16 protein-coding genes are annotated in these 18,853 nt (G+C 62.1%); 4 read left to right on the top strand and 12 right to left on the bottom strand.

Annotation, left to right across the window (positions count from 1 at the left end; genetic code table 11):
• Positions 1-142 precede the first annotated feature (142 nt).
• The 3 genes from hmpA to P0D89_RS23865 all read right to left on the bottom strand — a co-directional run bounded on the left by hmpA (position 143) and on the right by P0D89_RS23865 (position 3,948).
• Positions 143-1,351: an NO-inducible flavohemoprotein gene (gene hmpA / locus P0D89_RS23875; RefSeq protein ID WP_408363508.1), complete on the bottom strand. Its 1,209-nt coding sequence runs from the start codon at positions 1,349-1,351 to the stop codon at positions 143-145.
• 461 nt (positions 1,352-1,812) lie between these two features.
• The gene (locus tag P0D89_RS23870; RefSeq protein ID WP_408363510.1) at positions 1,813-3,036 is read right to left on the bottom strand and encodes a multidrug effflux MFS transporter; all 1,224 of its coding nucleotides are present in this window, start codon (positions 3,034-3,036) and stop codon (positions 1,813-1,815) included.
• Positions 3,037-3,948 (bottom strand): universal stress protein, encoded by a 912-nt coding sequence (locus P0D89_RS23865; RefSeq protein WP_408363512.1) that lies wholly within the window; start codon positions 3,946-3,948, stop codon positions 3,037-3,039.
• Positions 3,949-4,217: 269 nt separating this feature from the next.
• Here P0D89_RS23865 and P0D89_RS23860 point away from each other — a divergent pair, with 269 nt between their 5' ends.
• From P0D89_RS23860 to rdgC, 4 genes are all read left to right on the top strand, one after another.
• Positions 4,218-6,842 (top strand): winged helix-turn-helix domain-containing protein, encoded by a 2,625-nt coding sequence (locus P0D89_RS23860; protein ID WP_408363514.1) that lies wholly within the window; start codon positions 4,218-4,220, stop codon positions 6,840-6,842.
• A 614-nt stretch (positions 6,843-7,456) separates the two neighbouring features.
• Positions 7,457-8,644, top strand: a complete 1,188-nt coding sequence (locus tag P0D89_RS23855) for a porin (protein WP_408363516.1) — start codon at positions 7,457-7,459, stop codon at positions 8,642-8,644.
• A 410-nt stretch (positions 8,645-9,054) separates the two neighbouring features.
• Positions 9,055-9,504 carry a MarR family winged helix-turn-helix transcriptional regulator gene (locus tag P0D89_RS23850; protein WP_408363518.1) on the top strand — a complete coding sequence of 150 codons (450 nt, stop codon included), beginning with the start codon at positions 9,055-9,057 and terminating at the stop codon, positions 9,502-9,504.
• A gap of 290 nt (positions 9,505-9,794) precedes the next feature.
• Positions 9,795-10,151: a recombination-associated protein RdgC gene (rdgC, locus tag P0D89_RS23845; RefSeq protein WP_408363520.1), complete on the top strand. Its 357-nt coding sequence runs from the start codon at positions 9,795-9,797 to the stop codon at positions 10,149-10,151.
• Here rdgC and P0D89_RS23840 read toward each other — a convergent pair.
• The 9 genes from P0D89_RS23840 to P0D89_RS23800 all read right to left on the bottom strand — a co-directional run bounded on the left by P0D89_RS23840 (position 10,108) and on the right by P0D89_RS23800 (position 18,569).
• Positions 10,108-10,485, bottom strand: a complete 378-nt coding sequence (locus P0D89_RS23840) for a BON domain-containing protein (RefSeq protein WP_408377360.1) — start codon at positions 10,483-10,485, stop codon at positions 10,108-10,110. The two genes, rdgC and P0D89_RS23840, sit on opposite strands and share 44 nt — an antisense overlap.
• Before the next feature lie 35 nt (positions 10,486-10,520).
• Positions 10,521-11,666, bottom strand: a complete 1,146-nt coding sequence (locus tag P0D89_RS23835; RefSeq protein WP_408370806.1) for a porin — start codon at positions 11,664-11,666, stop codon at positions 10,521-10,523.
• 90 nt (positions 11,667-11,756) lie between these two features.
• On the bottom strand, positions 11,757-13,385 hold the full coding sequence (locus P0D89_RS23830; protein WP_408377358.1) for a 3-(methylthio)propionyl-CoA ligase: 1,629 nt from the start codon (positions 13,383-13,385) through the stop codon (positions 11,757-11,759).
• A 19-nt stretch (positions 13,386-13,404) separates the two neighbouring features.
• Positions 13,405-13,755 carry a Rieske (2Fe-2S) protein gene (locus P0D89_RS23825; RefSeq protein ID WP_408370867.1) on the bottom strand — a complete coding sequence of 117 codons (351 nt, stop codon included), beginning with the start codon at positions 13,753-13,755 and terminating at the stop codon, positions 13,405-13,407.
• Positions 13,755-14,450, bottom strand: a complete 696-nt coding sequence (locus tag P0D89_RS23820) for a DsbA family oxidoreductase (RefSeq protein WP_408370865.1) — start codon at positions 14,448-14,450, stop codon at positions 13,755-13,757. Before P0D89_RS23820 ends, P0D89_RS23825 begins: the two co-directional genes overlap by 1 nt.
• A 1-nt stretch (position 14,451) precedes the next feature.
• Entirely contained in the window at positions 14,452-15,012 is a 561-nt protein-coding gene (locus P0D89_RS23815) for an RBBP9/YdeN family alpha/beta hydrolase (protein WP_408370863.1), read from the bottom strand.
• Positions 15,013-15,030: 18 nt separating this feature from the next.
• Positions 15,031-15,879: a TauD/TfdA dioxygenase family protein gene (locus P0D89_RS23810; RefSeq protein ID WP_408370861.1), complete on the bottom strand. Its 849-nt coding sequence runs from the start codon at positions 15,877-15,879 to the stop codon at positions 15,031-15,033.
• A gap of 10 nt (positions 15,880-15,889) precedes the next feature.
• Positions 15,890-16,870 carry a quinone oxidoreductase family protein gene (locus tag P0D89_RS23805; RefSeq protein WP_408377357.1) on the bottom strand — a complete coding sequence of 327 codons (981 nt, stop codon included), beginning with the start codon at positions 16,868-16,870 and terminating at the stop codon, positions 15,890-15,892.
• Positions 16,871-17,246: 376 nt separating this feature from the next.
• Complete coding sequence (locus tag P0D89_RS23800) at positions 17,247-18,569, bottom strand: MFS transporter (RefSeq protein ID WP_408367388.1); 1,323 nt, start codon at positions 18,567-18,569, stop codon at positions 17,247-17,249.
• Between the last annotated feature and the right edge of the window lie 284 nt (positions 18,570-18,853).

The following is an 18,853-nucleotide window of genomic DNA, read 5'->3' as shown; positions in this document are numbered from 1 at the left end:
CGACCTCGGTCATGACGAGATTACCCGTCCGCGCAACAGCAAGGTGGTCAGCGACGTTGCCGCGTGACTCGGCGACGCCGATACACCTAACCCTCCGAACAAGGCCGTCTTCATGCACAAGCCGATCGGAGGCTGAAGCGCTTCATTCGAGCGCGCCGGAACCGAAGATTTCCGTATGCACACGCTCCGGCGCTACGCCCAGCGCGATAAGCGAATCGCGCTGCGCTTTCATGAACGCAATCGGGCCGCAAATGTAGTAATCCGCATCCGGCACGAGGGCGTAGTGCTCGACGTGCGCCGGTGTGAGCCGCCCTTCGAGATCGTGGTCGACACCTGGGCGGTCGTTCAAACCGACCCGTTCGTACAGCACCGTGCGCGTCACGTTCGCATTCTCATGTGCGGCGTCGTTGAGCCAGTCGCGAAACGCGTGCACCGTGCCCTCTCGACATGCGTGCACGAAGCGCACTTCGCGCTTGCTGCCGTCGCCAATCAGCGTCGACGCCATCGACACCATCGGTGTCAGGCCAACGCCGCCTGATAGCAGCACGACCGGCCTCTCGACATCGCGCTTCAATGAGAAGTCGCCCATCGGTGCTGTGACCTCGACGATCGCGCCCTCCTCGACGCCGTCATGCATCAGCGTTGAGACCTTGCCAGCCGGGATCGCCTCGGGCTTGCCGGCCTCGCGCTTCACCGAAATGCGCAGCCACTTGCCGTGAGGTGCGTCCGACAGGCTGTACTGGCGTGGTTGATCGACGCCGAGATCGCCGACGAAGCGCTTCACCGTCACGTACTGACCCGGCTCGAACGACGGCGCGGCGCCGCCATCGGCCGGCGTCAGATAGAACGACGTGATTTCGTCGCTCTCACGCACCTTGCGCGCCACCTTGAACGGACGGAAGCCGCTCCACGCCGCGCCCACGTACAGGTTCGCCTCGACGCCAATCAGGATCTGCGCAAGCTGGCCGTATGCGGCGCGCCACGCTTCGAGCGTGTCTGCATCGACCGCGTCGCCGAGCACCTCGACGATCGACGCGAGCAGGTCCTCGCCGACGATCGGGTAATGCTCGGGGCGAATGTTCAGGCTCGCATGCTTGTGCGCGATCCGCGACACCGCGCCGCCGAGCGCGCCGAGATTGTCGATGTTTGCTGCGTAGGCGTAGACCGCGCGCGCAAGCGTCTCGGGCTGGCTGCCGGTCGTCTGGTGGGTCTGGTTGAACAGGTTCTTCAGTTCGGGGTGGCGCGCGAACATGCGCCTGTAGAAATGCCTTGTGATCGTTGGGCCATGCTCAGCCAGGACGGGGGCGGTGGCCTTCACGCGGGCCATTTGTACAGCGTTGATCTGCGGCATGTTTGTTCTCCTTTAAACATGCACACACAATACATCTTCAAGATCGGACGTTGACTCTGGCAAATTGTCGCGGCGCGATAACTCAGGATCTGAGGCTTGAGTTCGACGCAGCGACGCCGGTGTAGGGCTTGAAGTTGTGCGGCTAACGCGCCGTCGCGCGTCAGTTAGCCCTTGGCATCCAAATGTCCGATTCCGGCAAGAGCCATTGCTTTTGAGTATCGAGAGCGCGTTGCGCCGCCTCCAGAGCAGCGAAGGCGGCGGCATGCTCATCTGATAGCCAGAGAGCAAAGATGGCGGTCTTGAATCAAGCTATGGCCCGTTTCACTGTCTGAAGCAATAACTCAATGACTGACTGTTCATCATGCTTACCGACTCCGGGGTCCAGCGAGCCGCCCCGACCAAGTTTGCGCGCCCTGTTTCACGCCGGGATCAGCCTGTTGGCGACCGATTTTGCTTCGCGCCTAATCCGATCCCCCATCGCGCATTGCGATGCAGAACACAAGTAGTCCGAGGCATTGCAGAATCGCCATGCCCACAGCCATGCTGAGCGTGTTGCCGAGCAGGAGTGGCACCAGCAATGCGGACGACAGGAAGTTGCCGAATTGCTGGACGGTGACGTAACAACTGGATGCCAGCCCGCGCCGCTCCGGGAAACAGTCAAGGGCCATCACTTGCAGACTGGGCTGCGTCATCATCATGCCGAGCGCGAAGATGGGCAGCGCCACCAGATCCCATGGCATCGGAGTTGCGTGCATGGCGTTGACGCTGATATTGATCACGCCGGCCACCATCATGACCAGATGGCCGAGGATCACACTGCGCGCTGGACTGCCGCGACCGGCCGCGCGATGTGCGACTGCCGCGCCGGCGATCAGGCCCACCACGATCGGCACGAAAAGGTAGCCGAATGACTGTTCGCCGAGGCCAAGGTGCTTCACGACGAAGGTTGGCGCGGCCAGCACATACAGGTAGATGCTCAGATTGACGGCCGCGTTGGCGAGCGCGAGCGCCAGGAAACGCGGCTTCGTGAACAAGGCGGCATAGGCCCGCGCGAGCGCAACCGGATGCAGCGGATGCCGGCCGGACGGCGGCAGGGTCTCGGGCACGAAGAACCAGGTGATCACCACCAGCGAAGCTGAAAGGACCGCGAGGAAGATGAAGATGCTGCGCCATCCGGTCCACAGAAGCAGCCAGCCGCCACAGACGGGCGCAAGTGCGGGCGCCAGCGCAAAGATCATCGCTACCAGCGCCATGATTTTCTGTGCGTCCGAGCCATGAAAAACGTCGCGCACCATCGCCCGACCGATAATGACGCCAGCCCCGGCGCTCATGCCTTGTATCGCCCGCCCGGCGTAGAACAGCGTCATGCTGGGCGCCACGGCGCACATCAGCGATCCGACCGTGAATAGCGCATTGCCGACGAGGATCATCCGGCGGCGGCCGATTGCGTCGGAGATCGCCCCATGCCACGGGATCATCAATGCGAATGGGAGCAGGTAGGCTGATAACGACTGCTGGACTTGCGTTGGGCTGGCATGCAGCGCCTGCGTCATAACCGTAAATGCGGGCAGGTACGTGGCGATCGCGAACTGTCCAAGCATGGATAGCCCAGCCACGAGTACGACGATCGTCGGTGTGTTGAAGACCTGCTCTCCCGACTCTGCTGTCGGGTTGCTCGTTGACATTTACATTCCTCGCGTCGCGCCGTCACCTGTGTGCAGCGCAATGATGAATCTGGCATGCAGCCGATCCCAGTCGAGCGTCCTCAGATGGCGACGCGCCGCTGGCAGGACGATCCCTTCTTCCCGCCCGCGGGCGGTCCAGACAAGGTGCGCGTAACGCGTTAGCGCAGACGAGAGATCGACCACAGCGGATTCGTTATCCAGCGGCTGGGCCAACGTCAACTCGATCTCGACCAGCAGTTCGCGTTCGCGTTGACCCAGCAGGAGCAATTCATCGATTTCGGCGCGCAGACTGCCTACGCGACGGCGAAGCGGGCCGCACAGCGAGGCCTCCTTGCAGCGTTGCAGCGGATGTACGGTGCGGCGAATATGTTCGACTGCCGCCAGCATGCTCGCGCGATGTGGCCTCAGGTTTGGTTCTCCTCGCGCACGCGAACTGCTCAGAGACAGCCATTGTTGTAAAAGGTCCGCGAGTCGCCGATATTCGCCGCGTAGCAGGTCGAGAGCGGCGATGCGTGCCGGGCGCCCGGGAGTCAACACCGGAACTTGTGCGAGCGAGAGCAGATTGCTGGCTACGGATCCGCTTTTAGCAAGCTCGCCCGGGTCATGAGCCATCACAACGACGTCGCACCCGCAGAGCTTTGCAGCATCCAGTATTTCCTGCGCAGGCCGCTCGCCAAAGAGTGCCGCCGTCCTGCACGGTACCCCCATTGCCTGCGCGGCAGCCTCGGCCCGGGTTAGCGCTTCGCTCGCCCTGTGATCGCAATGCGCCTTGACGAGCGGATCGTCCGGCACGGGTTGCCCATACCAGAGGCTGACGCGCGCGCCATGTTCTACGGCAAATTCAAGTGCCCGTATGGCCGCATCCGAGCAGTGGTCGCTCGAATCAATGGATACACCGAGGTGACGAAACATGAGATTGGTGGTTGCCGAGCAGGCCACCATGGTAAGAACAAACGCTTGTCAAAGCTCCCCCCATCTTTAGGGGGGCGCAACGCGGTTGCCAGTCGAAGTGTCAAAAAATGAAGAACAGTGTCCGTTATACTTCGAATATCTCTTCCAGCGCGGCCCTGTGCACGGCAGACGCGACACAGCCAGTCGTCCCCAATCCGATGACAAATCAACAATCTGTCTCGCACCCGGAAACTACGCTGAAGATCAGTCCGCCCCGCGCGCCGCGGCATATGCTTGCCCGCGCGCGCCTGAGTTCGGATTGCGAGCGTTTCCGCGATCGTGTCGTGACCATAGTGCAGGCGCCGTCGGGGTTCGGCAAAACATCTCTTTTGATCCAGTGGCGCCAGGAATACCTGATGCGCGGAAGCGCGGTCGCATGGCTTACCCTTGACGGACACGACGACCCGCGGCGCCTGCTCACGGGCCTGACGCTCGCGGTCCGTGCCGGGTCCGGGCGGGCAACATTCGGCAAACGCCTGCTGGAGGGGGGAGCCTTCCCAGACTCACCACTTGACGGGGTCACGGCATGGCTGGCTGAAGTCGCTCGCACAGCGCTCGATGTCGTGGTGATATTCGACGAGGCGGAGCAGTTGCCTCAGGCAAGTCTGGAAGCGCTCATCTATCTGCTTGAGAACCCCCCGTCCAACCTGCGCATCGTGATTGCCTCGCGCGCCGGATTCGACAAGGTCATCGCGCGCCTGGGCTCGTATGGCCAGTGCGCAACGGTAGATGCTGCGGCGCTTCGCTTTCGCCTGGACGAGACAATCGGATTGATTGGCAGCCGTTTGGACGCCCAGGTCGATGCTGATGCGAGCGCCCGATTGCACGACATCACGGAAGGCTGGCCGCTCGGCTTGCAGGTTGCACTGGCTGCGGTCGCGGACAGCGATGATCCGGCCGCGAGCATCGACGCTTTTGCCAGCAGCACCGCCGGCATTCGTGAGCAGTTCGTTACGGCGCTGCTTGAACGGCTAAGCAGCGAGGACACTGAGTACCTTACCCGTATTTCGATTGTCGACCTGCTGCACGAAGATCTGTGCGAAGCGCTCACCGGCGCCCACGATGCGAAACAGCGGCTCATGCGCCTCGCGCGCGAAACACCCCTCTTTTTCGGTGCCCAGGGACGAGGGAAGTGGTTCCGCATGCACTCGATGGCACGCGACGCACTTCGGGAGCGTCTGGCGCTTATGCCGGCATCTGCGCAGGGGGAGTTGCACAACCGCGCAATGCACTGGCTGGCCGACCATGACATGACCGAGCTCGCCGCGCGCCACGCGCTGGCCTGCGGGCAGGAGGAAACCGCCTACACGCTCGCGCAGAAGTCTTTGCACGAAGCCGTAACGCAAGGCCACCTCGTCACTGTGCTGGAATGGCTCGAATGGCTACCGGAAGCCGTGCTGGACCGCCATCCGCGCTTGCGGCTCGCCATGGCCTGGGCGCTTGCGCTGAGCGAGCGCCAGCAGCTCGCCGAGGTGCAGGCGGACGCGATTTTGCGCACTGCCGAGCCCGACGAGGCGATGCGCTACGAGATCGATCTGATTATGAGCGCCGCGGCCTATTTCGCGGATGAGCCTGATCGTGCTGCGCGTTTGATCGATCGCTGGGGCGATACGCCACCGGTCAGCGAATCGTGGCTTCAGCAGGTGCATGCCAACCGGCTCGCCGCGCGCGCTCTCATGGATGGCGAGTACGCGACGGCCCGCCAGTTCGGGCGGCACATGCCGCGCGGGGTCGCCAGTGCTGCCTATACGTACGTGGTTCGCTGGCGCGCCTACATGATCGGTCTCAGCTACCTGCTTCAGGGGCAAATGTTGCTGGCCGAGCGCACGCTGCGCCCGGCGCTGGTGCAGGCAGATGACAGTCTGGGCCGCCGACACCCGTTTTCCTGCATGCTCGCCGCGCTGCTTGCCACGACCCGGTTCAAACGCGGCGATTTCGACGAAGCGGCCGCGTTGCTGGCAAACCGGCTGGATGTGCTTGAACGCAACGGGACACCCGACGCGGTGGTTTTCGCCTATCGTACGGCCGCGCGAGTCGCAGCCGCCTCCGGCGCGGAGCACCGGGCTTTCGACTTGCTCGAGAATCTCCATGCGATCGGCGCCGCGCGTCGCATGCCGAGGTTGTGCGTGGCGAGCCTGACCGAGCAGATCAGGCTTCACAGTGGCCGCTTCCGTTCGGCGTCCTGCCGCACGCTCGGCCGCCGACTGGATCAGATTGTCGCTGAGCACGCGACGCCAAATTCTCCCCTCAAGCGTCGGGCGCTGCTCCTGCACCAGCACATCGCGCAGGCGTTCGCGGCAATTGCCGAGCAGGACTGGCGTGCGGCCAACCATGCCCTCGCGTTCGCCCAGGAAGGCAGCGAGGTGATGAAGCTCGGCGCTGTGGGCGTCGATCTGATGGCGTTGCGCGCGTTCGTGCAGGACCGCCTCGGCGAAAGCAGCACCGCTCTGCTTCGCGAGGCGATGGATCTGGGCACGACATACGGGATGAGTCTCACGACGTCCGACCTTCATCCTGCGTTCGCAGAATGGTTGCATGAGCGCGGGGGGGACGGCGCGCCACGCGTCGCCGCCATCGCCAGGCAGCCGCCGGCAACCGGTGCCGATTCACCAGCGTCCGGCCCGGATGCCGGTCCGCGTGTGATCTCCAGTGCGGTGCTGACGCCGAAGGAGCGCTTCGTACTGGAGCTGGCGAGTCGGAACCTCACTAACAAGGAAATCGCGCTCGCGATGGGCGTTGGCCAGGAGACGGTGAAATGGCATATGAAAAACCTGTTCATCAAACTTGACGCGACTTCGCGCCGGCAGATCGTGCGTCGGGCGCAGCTCATGGGCCTGCTGCAGGAACCGGCCTGAACGTGGGCGGTGAGCTGGAAATTGACGCCTGAAGAGTTCGAACGTTACGAGCAATGTGGATGGTTGCGCGATGCCTCGCCTGCCGGTCTTTAGCGATGTGCCGATGAAGGTCGACTGGATCCACGCGAGCCACGCCGGCGCGGTGAAGCGATCGACGATTTACGAATATGCCGAGGTTGCTCCGGTCCCCGTCTGCCCCGAGAAAAAAGCTAGTTCAGCACCGGCAATGCGCTTGACCCGATCGGGACGATGCTGGCGACGAGTCACGTCATCCACCTCTTTGATTTGTGTCGATGCGAAAGCAACTATCCATATAGGTGACAGAGCAACTATCGCAGACGCTGCGCGGCAGTTTGTTATCACTTTGCAACAAAATTAGGCATTGTCGCGCCTCCAGATGAGCGTGACGTTGCATTGATCTTCGCTTGAAAGCCTTGCTGTGTAAGGCTGGATGGCATTCGTCCCGGGCTGATATTACGGATAACCCTCCCCCCGCGAGTGGGGGGGAGTAGATGGAGCCAACTATAAGTATTCTCCAGCAAAGGATACAGAGCCCCTTCGGAGCATGAGGACTCTGCACCCAAGTGTTAAACAATCGTAACGCTGGAGACCACATGAAGTTGAGGACTACAGGAGCCGCAGTGCTTCTCGCATTCGCAGTATCCGCACACGCGCAGTCGTCGGTAACCCTTTATGGCGCGGTGGATTCGGGCCTGCTGTGGCAAAACACCGCAGCCGCGAATTTCCTGCCGATCGCATCGAAGAACCCAAATCTCGGACACGTCGTCCGCTTCAAGGACGGCGGCGTCTACTCGAGCCTTTTCGGGATGAAGGGCACCGAGGACATCGGCGGCGGCTACAAGATCAACTTCCGGCTCCAGGGCTCGTTCGACACCGGCACGGGCAAGTTCGCGCTGAGCGACACGGCGAATACACCGGCCATGTTCAACCAGATCGCGACGGTTGGCGTGTCGGGAGCGTTCGGCAAGTTCGACGCCGGTCGCCAGCTTGCGCCGATGGCCTACGCACTTGCAGACACGGACGTGCGCAACGCGTGGTTCTTCGGCAGTGTGCTGACCGCATGGCTCACGATGAACCAGCAATCGGGCTGGACGGGCAGCAGCACGAACGGCAGCATCGGTGCCCTGTATGACAGCAATGCGCTGGTCTACAACTCACCGTCCTTCTATGGCGTATCGGTCGCGCTGGAGTTTGCACCGGGTGGCGTTGCCGGTCACTTCCAGGGCGGCACGCGCGAGTCGGCGGTGCTCAAGTATTCGAACTATGGCCTGAATGCCGCAGCCGTCTACTACAACGGGCACGACGCGAGCCCGTACCCGTACCCTACCGCAGCAAACCCGGGTGCGACGCCCATTCCGGCGACCGGTCTGAACAACAACCGTTTCGTCTACTTCGGCGGCAAATACACGTGGCGCGGTCTCTCGGTATCCGGTTCGTTCAGCAACGGACGCAACCCGGCGAACCCGAACGGGAACCTCGCCGCGGGCATCGCCTCAGGTGATTTCGACATGTGGACGGGTGGCCTCGGCTATCGCTTCACGCCGGCGTTCGAAGTCACGTCGGGCGTCTACTACGTGAAGGACGAGAAGCACAATCAGAACCAGTCGACCTCCTATGTGCTGGGTGCCGATTACAACCTGTCCAAGGCCACAACGTTGTATGCTCAGGGCGGGTACGTGTCGAACCGTGGCACGATGAACCAGACACTGGTGTACGGCCAGCCGGTCGCGGTGGGCAAGAATACCGCCGCAGGCATGGTGGGCATCCGCCACTCATTCTGATATCGGAACCGGGTTAACCAGCGCAGCTGGCTAACGTCGGCGCAGTTTCTCGCTTCAATCGGAAGCCGCCCGTTTCACTCGAGGCGGCTTTCTTCTTTCCGGACCGTCCGCGTTTGCCGCCGGGGCGGGTCCGGCCCTCCCGGTTTTCTTGCCCTCGCCGGTCGCAATGCAAAGCCGACGCACGTGACTCGACGTGTCGCTAATTGAACACGCAACTGCACGGGCCTGCGAATTACCGCGGATAAAAACGCCCAACATCGCGCCCACCGCGCGAAATCGCAAACAATTCACAGTTTGCTTGTGCAGTCAAGGTGAGTATCCTTACTCGGAAAAGTTGACCACCCCACTCTGGCCGGGGCAACATATGCGGGTTATATCCGTAATTTTGAATTGCATTTCCGAGTGACACTATGTCGACCATCGAGTCCAGACCTGACGAATCGCTGACCTATCGGCTGAAGGCGTTGACCAAAATCGCTGACCGCATGAGCGCCGAGCTATCCCGAGAGAAACTTGGGTTGCCTTATCCGGAAGCAAGCATTATTGGAGTAGTTGGCACTTTCGGACCGCAAACCATCATGGACATTTCCCGCCGCGCCAATCTCGACAAGAGTCAGGCAAGTCGCACTGTGGATGCCTTACTCGCCAAGGGGATCCTCGGGCGCACGGGCAATGAGCAGGACGGACGCAGCGTGATCATTTCGCTGTCAGCCGAAGGACGAAAGATTTTCAGGAAGGTCGGCCCAACGATGGACCGACGAGACAGGGAGCTTTACGAGTGTCTCAGTGAGCCGGAAAGCGAAGCTCTTCGTTACCTGCTGGACAAGATTCTCGCGTCCCACGGTTGGGAGGCCACCTGAGCTTTGAACGGCGCACCGTTGGTGCGCGCTCGCTCGCGTGTGCTTTACCAATGAACAAATCACTGACCCCGGCGATCTGATCCGGGCTGGGCAAGGCAAACGCGAATGAATTCGCTGGCGCGCCCCGCGCTTCCTGCGTCCACGCTCAGATAGAGTCGGTATCCGGCTCTTCAACGAGCGCTGCCACGTGGCTCAAGAACCTTCAGATCCCTCGGTCCATGAGAGCAGAGCAAATGCAATAGTGGCTCGCGCCTCATGCGTTCGCGTTCGAGTTCGCCTGCAGGGTCGAAATGCAGCGCAGTGGTTGGGTTTCGCCGCGTGACAATGACTCGCTGGTCTATTCGATCAACCATCAGTTGCTGCTTTTCTACCGCTCCCAACAGAAACTGCTGCCAGGCTCGGTGGCCACCCCGCTCACCCGGATCCGCGCGCAGGAACTCGAGGACCGGCAGGGATCCAAGCGCGGGCCGCAAACAGATGCGCGACTTCAAGGAGCAGGCCTCGGACGGCCTGCTGCCCCGGGCAAGTCGATACTGCGGGCGGAGGCTGACGGGACCGATACATCGGTCGGCCCCGCCGCACTTCCGTACCGGGTACGGCGCCTTACATGCCGCCAAACGGTTTTTCTACGGTTAGCTTGTTGGTGACCGACGTTACTCCCGGAACGCCCTTCGCGATTTCCGCGACCGTGCCCACCTGGGAGCTGTCCGTGACGGTGCCATTGAGCGTTACCGCGCCGTCCTTTGCGACGACGCTGATATTTCCGGCACTAATCTCCTTGTGCTTCGCGATGGCGTTATAGACCTGTCGGCGCAAGGCACGATTCGCCTTTCTTCCTGTGGCCGGTGCCGCTGAACCCGACGCCGCCATAGCGGATGCGCCCGGTGCACTGGCCGCTTCGCGTGTCTGCGACCATGCGGTCACGGAAGTTGCAACGATTACGGCCCCGACAGCCAGCCTGAATGTTCCGATGTTCTTCATTGAATACTCCAATTGCCATTTAAGGCGTTGCGAAATCAGAACGTATGACGGATGCCGATCATTGCCGCCGTGGTGGACACTCCCGGCGCAACCGGGGCCCCATAGATGATCGTCTGGTTCATGGTCCCCTTGTTATCGACATACCCGACTTGCGCGTACGCCTTGGTCCTCTGGGACAGGTTGTATTCAGCACCCACTGCGACTTCGCTCGAGTGATTTGCTGAATGGTTCCGGTCCCTCAGGTAGTAGTACCCCGACGTGATCTTGAAGCGCGGATTGAACTGGTAGCCGAGGCCACCTGATGCCATTTCGAAGTCCGCCGTGTTGGTGTTCGCGGGGTTCTTGCCGACGCCATACGAGCCGGAGATCGAAAATCCGGCGATCGTGTACATCGCACCGAAATAGTAGAAGCGGTTGTTCGCCAGCCCCGTCGCGGGCACAGCCGGAGCTGCCGGATAGGTCAGCGGGAACGGATTGGTGTCGTGTCCGTTGTAGTAGACGGCGGACAGATTCAGACCGTAATTCGAATACTTGAGCACCGCCGACTCGCGCGTGCCGCCCTGGAAATGGCCGGCAACACCGCCCGGCGCGTACTCGAGCGCGAGCGACGCACCATAGAATTTCGGCGAATTGTAGACCAGCGCGTTACTGTCATACAGGGCGCCGATCGGGGCGTTCGTGCTGGTGCCCGGCCAACCGGCCGCCTGATTCACGCCCAGCCACGCAGTCAGGATACTGCCGAAATACTGCGCGCCGCGGACGTCGGTTTCCGCCATCGCGTAGATCATCGGGATGATCTGCCGACCGGCGTCGAACGTGCCAAACGGAGTGGATGCGCCGATCGTCGCGAACTGGTTGAAGATCGCGGTCGTGCCCGGCGTGTCGGCCAGGCCAAACCTGCCGTTCGCAGTATTGAACGTACCCTGCAGCTTGAAGTTGATCTTGTAGCCACCGCCGATGTCTTCGCTTCCCTTCAGGCCCCAGTAGCTGGCATAGATCCCGCCGTCCTTGAGCTGATAAAGATGCCCGAGGTTGGGCGCGTGCGGCTGGAACGTTGCCGCCGAGGTGCTTTGATACAGCAGTCCAGTGTCGAGTACGCCGTAGAGCGTGACCGACGATTGCGCATGGGCGGCAGTGGCGAACACCACCAGTGCCGCAGCGCTGCTCAGTTTTAATTTCATTGTGTCTCCTCCATTTGGGGGGCGCCGGGCGGACCCGGCGGCTTTTTTGTTGTTGATCAAATAGACCTGCGATGCAGCCGCTTGGGCGTATCAGGTCGACAAATAGTAATCTCCGTACTGTTCCCGCAACCGGTGCTTGAGCACCTTGCCTGTCGCGCCGAGCGGAACCGATTCGACAAATACCACAGCCTCCGGCTTCCACCACTTCGCAACCCGGCCGTCAAAGAAGGCGAGCAGTTCGTCCGCGGTGAGCGCGCTGCCCGGTTTTTTCACGATCAGCAGTAGCGGCCGTTCGTCCCACTTCGGGTGTCGCGCAGCGATGCAGACCGCACTCGCGACTTCGGGGTGCAGGTACGCGACGTTTTCGATGTCGGTCGAACTGATCCACTCGCCTCCGGACTTGATGACGTCCTTGCTGCGATCCGTAATCTGCATGAAGCCGTCGGGATCGATCTTTGCCACGTCGCCGGTCGGGAACCAGCCGTCGCGCAACGGTGATGCGTCGTCATTGCCAAAGTATTGCCGCGTGACCCACGCCCCCCGCACAAGCAGGTCGCCCGAAGCGTTCCCGTCCCACGGCAACTCTTCGCCGTCGGGGCCAACGATCTTCATGTCGATGCCGAATACGGACCGCCCCTGCTTCGCCTGAACCGCATAACGCTCGTCGACCGGCAGAGAAAGCTGACGCGGCTTGAAACTGCATACCGTGCCGACCGGGCTCAGTTCCGTCATGCCCCAGGCATGCAGTACGTCGACGCAATGGCGATTCTGGAACGCGGCCGTCATCGCGGTCGGACAGGGAGCGCCGCCGATAATCGTGCGCCTCATTGTCGAGAACGAACCCTCGATCGCATCGGCATGCGTCAGCAGTCCCTGCCAGACAGTCGGCACACCGGCCGACAGCGTGACCTGTTCTGCCTCGATCAGCTCGTAGAGCGACTTGCCGTCGAGTGCCGGCCCCGGAAACACCAGCTTCGCACCGACCATGCAGGCGATATACGGCAGGCCCCACGCGTTGACATGGAACATCGGCACGACGGGCAGGATCACATCGCGCGCCGAGCAGTTCAGCGAATCCGGCAGCGCCGCCGCGTAGGTGTGCAGCAGGGTCGAGCGGTGGCTGTACAGTACGCCCTTCGGATTGCCCGTGGTGCCCGACGTGTAACACAGCGACGATGCACTGTTCTCGTCCAGCAGCGGCCACTCGAACGCGTCGCTGTGAAGATCGATGAGGTCCTCGTAGCACATCAGCATGCTGGACAGGCCATGCGCTTGCGGCATGTGCGCGCGATCGGTCATCGCCACGAAGACCTTCGGGCTTTTTACGCGCGGCGCGACGCTTTCGATCAGCGGCAGAAACGTCAGGTCAAAGAACACGACGCGATCCTGCGCGTGCTCAATGATGTACGCCAGCTGGTCGACGTGAAGCCGCGGGTTGAGCGTATGCAACACGGCCCCGGAGCCCGACGCAGCAAAGTACATCTCCATGTGGCGGTAGCCGTTCCATGCGAGCGTGCCCACCCGCTCGCCCGGCTTGATGCCGAGGCCCGCCAGGGCGTTTGCCATGCGGCGGGCGCGTTGCGCGAGATCCCGGTACGAATAGCGGTGAATGTCCCCTTCGACCCGCCTCGACACGATTTCCTGTTCACCGTGGTGGCGTTCAGCGTGCACGAGCAGCGAAGCGACCAGCAGCGGTTGCTGCATCATCAAACCTTGCATGGATACCTTCCTGAATTATCTAAATTCCGCATTGCTGCGCGTGACATTGATCTGGCGCGGCGTCGTCGACGGTGAGTTCAATCCCGCCCGCGACGTTCCGGACGGGAATCGTTGTCAGATTCAAACCAGTCTTTCCCGGCATGTGGCCGGTTGCGACGTCAAAACGAAGGCCGTGGGCGGGACAACGAAGCAGCCGCCCGTCGAGCTCGCCACCTGCCAGTGATGCGCCGTTGTGCGGGCAGGAGTTCTCGATGGCGTAAAGCTCGCCCTCGATATTGAAGAGCACGATGCTGCGGCCGTCGATGAAAACGAGCTTGCGCTGTCCCGGCGTGAGTTCATCGGCCGACCCGGCCGGAATCTGGCGAGACATTATCTTTTTTCACCAATCGATCGCAGCATGGCCTCTACGATTGCACCGGCCGAATACGCACCAGACAGCGATAGGGCCGAATTGAACACAAAATGCGGCACGCCTCTGACGTCCTCGGCCTGAGACGAAAGCGGGAGACATACGTCGTCATCGCGCCGCGGCGCCCCCAGATGTTCAGCGAGGCCCGTCGCGTCAAGACCGCACGCGAGGCCAATTCGCTGGAGCGTGTCCGGGTCGCCAATGTCTTCGCCGTCCATGAAATAAGCGGTGAACAACCGGTCGATCAGCGTCGCAGGCTGGAATCCCGCACTTGTGGTGCCGGCCCATGAAACAAGGCGGTGCGCTGCCCGCGTGTTCGGCATCACCTCGATCCTGTCGAACGCCAGTTGGACGCCGGCTGCGCGAGCGGCCTCCTGAACCTGTGCGCGCCGTGCAGCGACCGCGTTTGCACTGCCCAAACGGGCCACGTAGAACGCCTGGTAAGGCACGCCACCAACGGGAATGTCGGGCAACAACTGATGCGAGTGCCACCGCACCTTGACGCTGACGTCCGGAACCAGGGTGGCGAAGCGATTGACGGCCGCATCGAGATTGCGCTTGCCAATCAGGCACCACGGGCAGACAAAGTCGAAGTGGACATCGATCGTCACGGACGCCATTTCTACCGCAGTGCCCTGCTTCGTCGCGCCGATCATGTCAGAGAAGCTCACGGATCAAGGTCTCCGCCTGCGGCCACTCGCCATAGCCGGCCGCCGGGTTCAGGTGTCCAACTTCGCCGAGATCGACGAGACGACTGCCCCAGTCCGCAGCCATTGCCGCAGCGCGATCGAACGTTGCCAGCGGATCGTTGCGGCTGGCGCCGAGAATGCTCGGGAACGGCAACGGCTTACGCGGGCACGGCAGCCATCCATTCTCCTCGAGCGCATCGCGCGTTGGATAACCTGCGGGCATAGGTGTCTCCAGATCCGCCGGCGTGGCAAGCAGCGCGCCCTGAATCGGCCGATGGTGGCGCTGCGCCCAGTGCACGGTAATCATGACGCCGGCGCTGTGAGCCACCAGTACGATCGGACCATCGATCCTGGCGATGGCCTCGTCCAGCGCCGCGACGCGCGCCGCGCAGCTGAGCTTGTCGTGCTCCAGCGGCGGCACCGAAGCCGCTTTGGGTAGGCGAGCCTGCAGCAGCGTCTGCCAGTGTTCGGCCACATGATCACGCAGGCCGGGCACGATAAGTATCGTAGGTGCTATATCGAGAGTCACTATGCTGATTCCTTCAGGTTAGTACGGCCTGTCGCCGATAATCCCGGCGCGTTCCATCTTCCGATGGCACGGCGCGTAGTCCATCACCGCATAGTGCTGCGTGCTGCGGTTGTCCCAGATCGCGATGCTGTTCGGCTTCCAGCGCCAGCGCACCTGATACTCCGGGATGTAGGCCTGGCTGATGAGATAGCGCAGCAGGTCGCCCGCGCCCGGATTGGCGTCCTGCCCGAAGCGCACGCGCGCCGGCGTGTGGTAGTTCGAGAAGTGCGTCGTGAACGCATTGACAAACAGCACTTTCTCGCCCGTCTCGGGGTGTGTGCGCACGACCGGATGCTCCGCGTCAGGATATTGGGCTTTCAAAGCATGGCGCTTCTCGATCGGCATCGCCGCACCGAAGCTCGCCTCGATGCTGTGGCGGGCGCGCAGGTCGGCGATCTGCTCCTTCACATGAGGGGGCAGATTTTCGTAGGCGAGCACCATGTTTGCCCACATCGTGTCGCCGCCGACGGGCGGGCATTCCAGGCACCGCAGCACGGCGCCGAACGGGGGCGCTTCACGCCAGGTGGCATCCGAATGCCACGAATTTTCGTAGCGGTCGTTGGGCCGGTCCGGCGTCTTGTAAATCCGCACAAGGCCGGGATGCTCGGGATCGCTGCCCGCGACCGGGTGGTCTTCCAGCTCGCCGAAGCGGCGCGCGAAAGCAACATGCTCGGAGCAGGTGATCTCCTGATCGCGCAGGAACAGCACCCGGTGCTTGAGCAGGTTCGCCCGGATCTCGGCAAAAAGGCCATCGTCGCGGATCGCGTCGGCGAGCTGGACGCCCACCATTTCGGCGCCAATGGCGTTGGTAAGTTGTTCGATTCGCATGGCTTGTCCCTCAGATAACAAAGACCGACGAGCCGGTCGTCTTGCGCGATTCCAGGTCCCGATGAGCTTGAGCGGCATCCTCAAGCGCGTAACGCTGGTTCAGTTCGATCTTGATGCGGCCCGCGGCGATATGCCCGAAGATTTCGCCGGCAAGTTCGTTCTTCTCGGCGGGGTCGGCGATATAGTCGGCAAGCGCCGGGCGGGTCAGGTAGAGCGAGCCCTTCATCGCGAGAATCTGCGGGTTGAACGGCGGGATCGGGCCGGAGGCCGTGCCGACGCAGACCATCAGGCCGCGGCGCTTGAGCGAATCGAGCGACGCCTCGAAGGTATCCTTGCCGACGCTGTCGAACACCACGTTTACGCCGACGCCGTTGGTCAGTTCGCGCACACGCTTCGCAACGTCTTCCCGGCCGTAGTAGATGATGTGGTCGCAACCATGGGCGCGGGCCACCTCGCCCTTGGCCTCCGTCGAAACCGTGCCGATCACGTTAAGACCCAGCAGCTTCGCCCATTGCGACACGATCAGGCCGACACCGCCGGCGGCCGCGTGCAGCAGGATGGTGTCACCGGCCTTGAAGTCGTGAATGCGGCGCATCAGGTAGGACGAGGTCAGGCCGCGCATGGTCATACCGGCAGCCGTTTCGCAGCTAATCGCATCTGGCAGCTTGATGAGCGGCGCGGCCGGGATCAGCCGTTCGGTGCTGTAGGCACCGAGCGTGTTGATAAAACCGGTGTAGGTCACACGATCGCCGACCGCGACGTTGGTCACATCGGCGCCGACGGCCTCGACCACGCCCGCGGCCTCGACGCCCATACCAGCAGGCATCGGAACCGGGTACAGACCGCTGCGAAAGTATGTGTCAGCGAAATTCAGACCGACAGCCTCATGGCGCAGGCGGACCTGCCCGGGGCCCGGTTCGCCCACTTCAACGTCCTCGTAGCGCAAGACTTCGGGACCACCGGTTTCATGAAAGCGGATTGCTTTCGCCATGTTCAATCTCCTATCCGTTACTCAATCTGCAAATAGACTTCTGCCTGCGGCGGAACTGCTCGTCTTACCCAAGCCGTCTATTGTCAGATCAGTGTTGTGTTGCGGCGGTGAGTGCCGCGAAGCTCGCGCATACCGCGAGGATTTAGTGAAAAAAGCATTCAGGCGCTTTCGTCAGTTGCTATGTAATCTAAAACGGTTGCTAATTCAATCATATATCAATGAACGGCCGCCACATGCTACGCGTCGTCGCAGGTCGAACGTCTACTCTAGTCGCCTGCGGGAAGCTGCGGAAGTCCCTCACGCAATGTCCCGCTCGATGCCCGGCCCGGCCGATGCCGCCGCGTCGTGACCAGGCGACGGCACCGCCCCCCCCCGCTCAGCGATCAGCATCCTCGCGCAGGGCGTCCAGGCGGTTCAGATCGTCGGCGTAGTTGCGCTTGCCAATGAAGAATGCGATCGCCCCGATGAGTGCCGCGAGCGGAACCAGTTGCAACGCGCCGAGCAGACCGATGCGGTCCGCGACCAAACCGGTGAGTACGGCAGCGGGTGCCAGGCCCAGCAGATTGTTCGCCAGCGTCAGTGTTGCAAACGCCGATGAATGAATGGACGGCGGGGTGAGGTTCGCCACCATCGCACCCGAAGGGCCGCTCGCGCCTGCGCAGAAGAACATCCCCACGCCGATCACGACAAGCTGCAACGGACCCGCAGGCATGCGGAAGCCGATCGCGAGCAGCGTGAAGCAAATCAGGCAGAACGCGATCGCGGCGACCAACTTCCTTTCGCGTACATTCTTGCTGAGCCGGTCAGCCAGATTGCCGCACACCACCATGCCAAGGCCGGTCACCAGCACGAACACCGCCGCACTCATTGCAGCCTTGCCGGTATCCATCCCGTAGTAGCGGTTCAGGAAGCTCGGCATCCACGCCCAGACGGCGGCGGGAACCATCAGATGGATGCCGCTACCGACATAGGCACACACGACGGACTTCGTCGAGAAGAGACCCTTCATCAGCGCGCGGAAGCTCATGCGCACGCCGAGCCCTTCCACCTGCCGGTTCAAGCTTGCCGACTGCAGCGGTGCGAGACGTTTTTCTGTGACGACAAACCGGTAGATGATGACCAGCACGATGCCCACGGCCGCCATCGCGCCGAACGCCGGGCGCCAGCCCATATGAGCTGCCACCGCACCGCCGAGCGCCATTCCCAGCACCGAGCCAAACGCGCCGCCCGCCATGAACGTGCCGGTGAGCGTGGCGCGCAGGCGCGCCGGAAAGATGCTCAGAACAACCGCAATGCCCACGCTGCCGTAGGCGGCCTCGCCGATGCCGACGAAGGCTCGTGCGATCAGCATTTCGCCATAGGTCGTCGAGATCGCGCAGCCCAGCGTCGCGAGGCTCCACATCGCCGCCATCAGGACGATGCTCTTCACGCGGCCCCACCGGTCGGCGAGCACCGACAGCGGAAAGGTAAGTACGCCAACCATCAATGCGACCACACTGCTAAGCGAACCCAGCTGCGTGTCGGAAAGGTTCCAGGTGGCCTTGAGCAGCGGAAACACTGCGTTCAACACCTGCCGCGACATGTAGTCGGAGAGCAGCAATCCAACCGTCAAGGCAAATACCACCCAGGCGTAGGTTCGCACGTCCGTTCTTGTTGTCGAAACATCGCCCGTGGTGGGCTCAGCGTGCTGCATGAGCATGGTTTGTCTCCTTCGTGTCTAGCTTGTTTGCGACAGTATTTGCCATTCAGGACAAACACGGCCGATTATGGATATTCGTTACCACCGCCCCCCGGCGTACGCCGGGGTGTCCTACCCTTGAAACCCGACATGGATTAACGCGTCGGGCGGGCTGCGTCCTTTATGCCGAGCGCAGCGGCAGGCTCCTGACGCCTGCCTTGGCAGCTCGACGCCATCTTGCGGGAATAGAACCGCAGTGCTCGCACAATAGGGCAATCGCGCGTTACACTTTTATGTATAGACGC

It is taken from the genome of Paraburkholderia sp. RL18-085-BIA-A (assembly GCF_046027075.1).
Classification (GTDB): domain Bacteria; phylum Pseudomonadota; class Gammaproteobacteria; order Burkholderiales; family Burkholderiaceae; genus Paraburkholderia.
The sequence above is the reverse complement of the archived record's forward strand: the minus strand, read 5'-3'. Positions and strand labels throughout refer to the sequence as shown.

Coding starts and splice junctions, on each gene's coding strand:
- P0D89_RS23855 (WP_408363516.1), top strand. CDS start 7,457: ATGAAGTTGAGGACTACAGGAGCCGCAGTGCTTCTCGCATTCGCAGTA.
- P0D89_RS23865 (WP_408363512.1), bottom strand. CDS start 3,948: ATGTTTCGTCACCTCGGTGTATCCATTGATTCGAGCGACCACTGCTCG.
- rdgC (WP_408363520.1), top strand. CDS start 9,795: ATGCAGCGCAGTGGTTGGGTTTCGCCGCGTGACAATGACTCGCTGGTC.
- P0D89_RS23805 (WP_408377357.1), bottom strand. CDS start 16,870: ATGGCGAAAGCAATCCGCTTTCATGAAACCGGTGGTCCCGAAGTCTTG.
- P0D89_RS23830 (WP_408377358.1), bottom strand. CDS start 13,385: ATGCAAGGTTTGATGATGCAGCAACCGCTGCTGGTCGCTTCGCTGCTC.
- hmpA (WP_408363508.1), bottom strand. CDS start 1,351: ATGCCGCAGATCAACGCTGTACAAATGGCCCGCGTGAAGGCCACCGCC.
- P0D89_RS23850 (WP_408363518.1), top strand. CDS start 9,055: ATGTCGACCATCGAGTCCAGACCTGACGAATCGCTGACCTATCGGCTG.
- P0D89_RS23800 (WP_408367388.1), bottom strand. CDS start 18,569: ATGCTCATGCAGCACGCTGAGCCCACCACGGGCGATGTTTCGACAACA.
- P0D89_RS23820 (WP_408370865.1), bottom strand. CDS start 14,450: ATGATCGGCGCGACGAAGCAGGGCACTGCGGTAGAAATGGCGTCCGTG.
- P0D89_RS23810 (WP_408370861.1), bottom strand. CDS start 15,879: ATGCGAATCGAACAACTTACCAACGCCATTGGCGCCGAAATGGTGGGC.
- P0D89_RS23835 (WP_408370806.1), bottom strand. CDS start 11,666: ATGAAATTAAAACTGAGCAGCGCTGCGGCACTGGTGGTGTTCGCCACT.
- P0D89_RS23870 (WP_408363510.1), bottom strand. CDS start 3,036: ATGTCAACGAGCAACCCGACAGCAGAGTCGGGAGAGCAGGTCTTCAAC.
- P0D89_RS23825 (WP_408370867.1), bottom strand. CDS start 13,755: ATGTCTCGCCAGATTCCGGCCGGGTCGGCCGATGAACTCACGCCGGGA.
- P0D89_RS23860 (WP_408363514.1), top strand. CDS start 4,218: ATGCTTGCCCGCGCGCGCCTGAGTTCGGATTGCGAGCGTTTCCGCGAT.
- P0D89_RS23840 (WP_408377360.1), bottom strand. CDS start 10,485: ATGAAGAACATCGGAACATTCAGGCTGGCTGTCGGGGCCGTAATCGTT.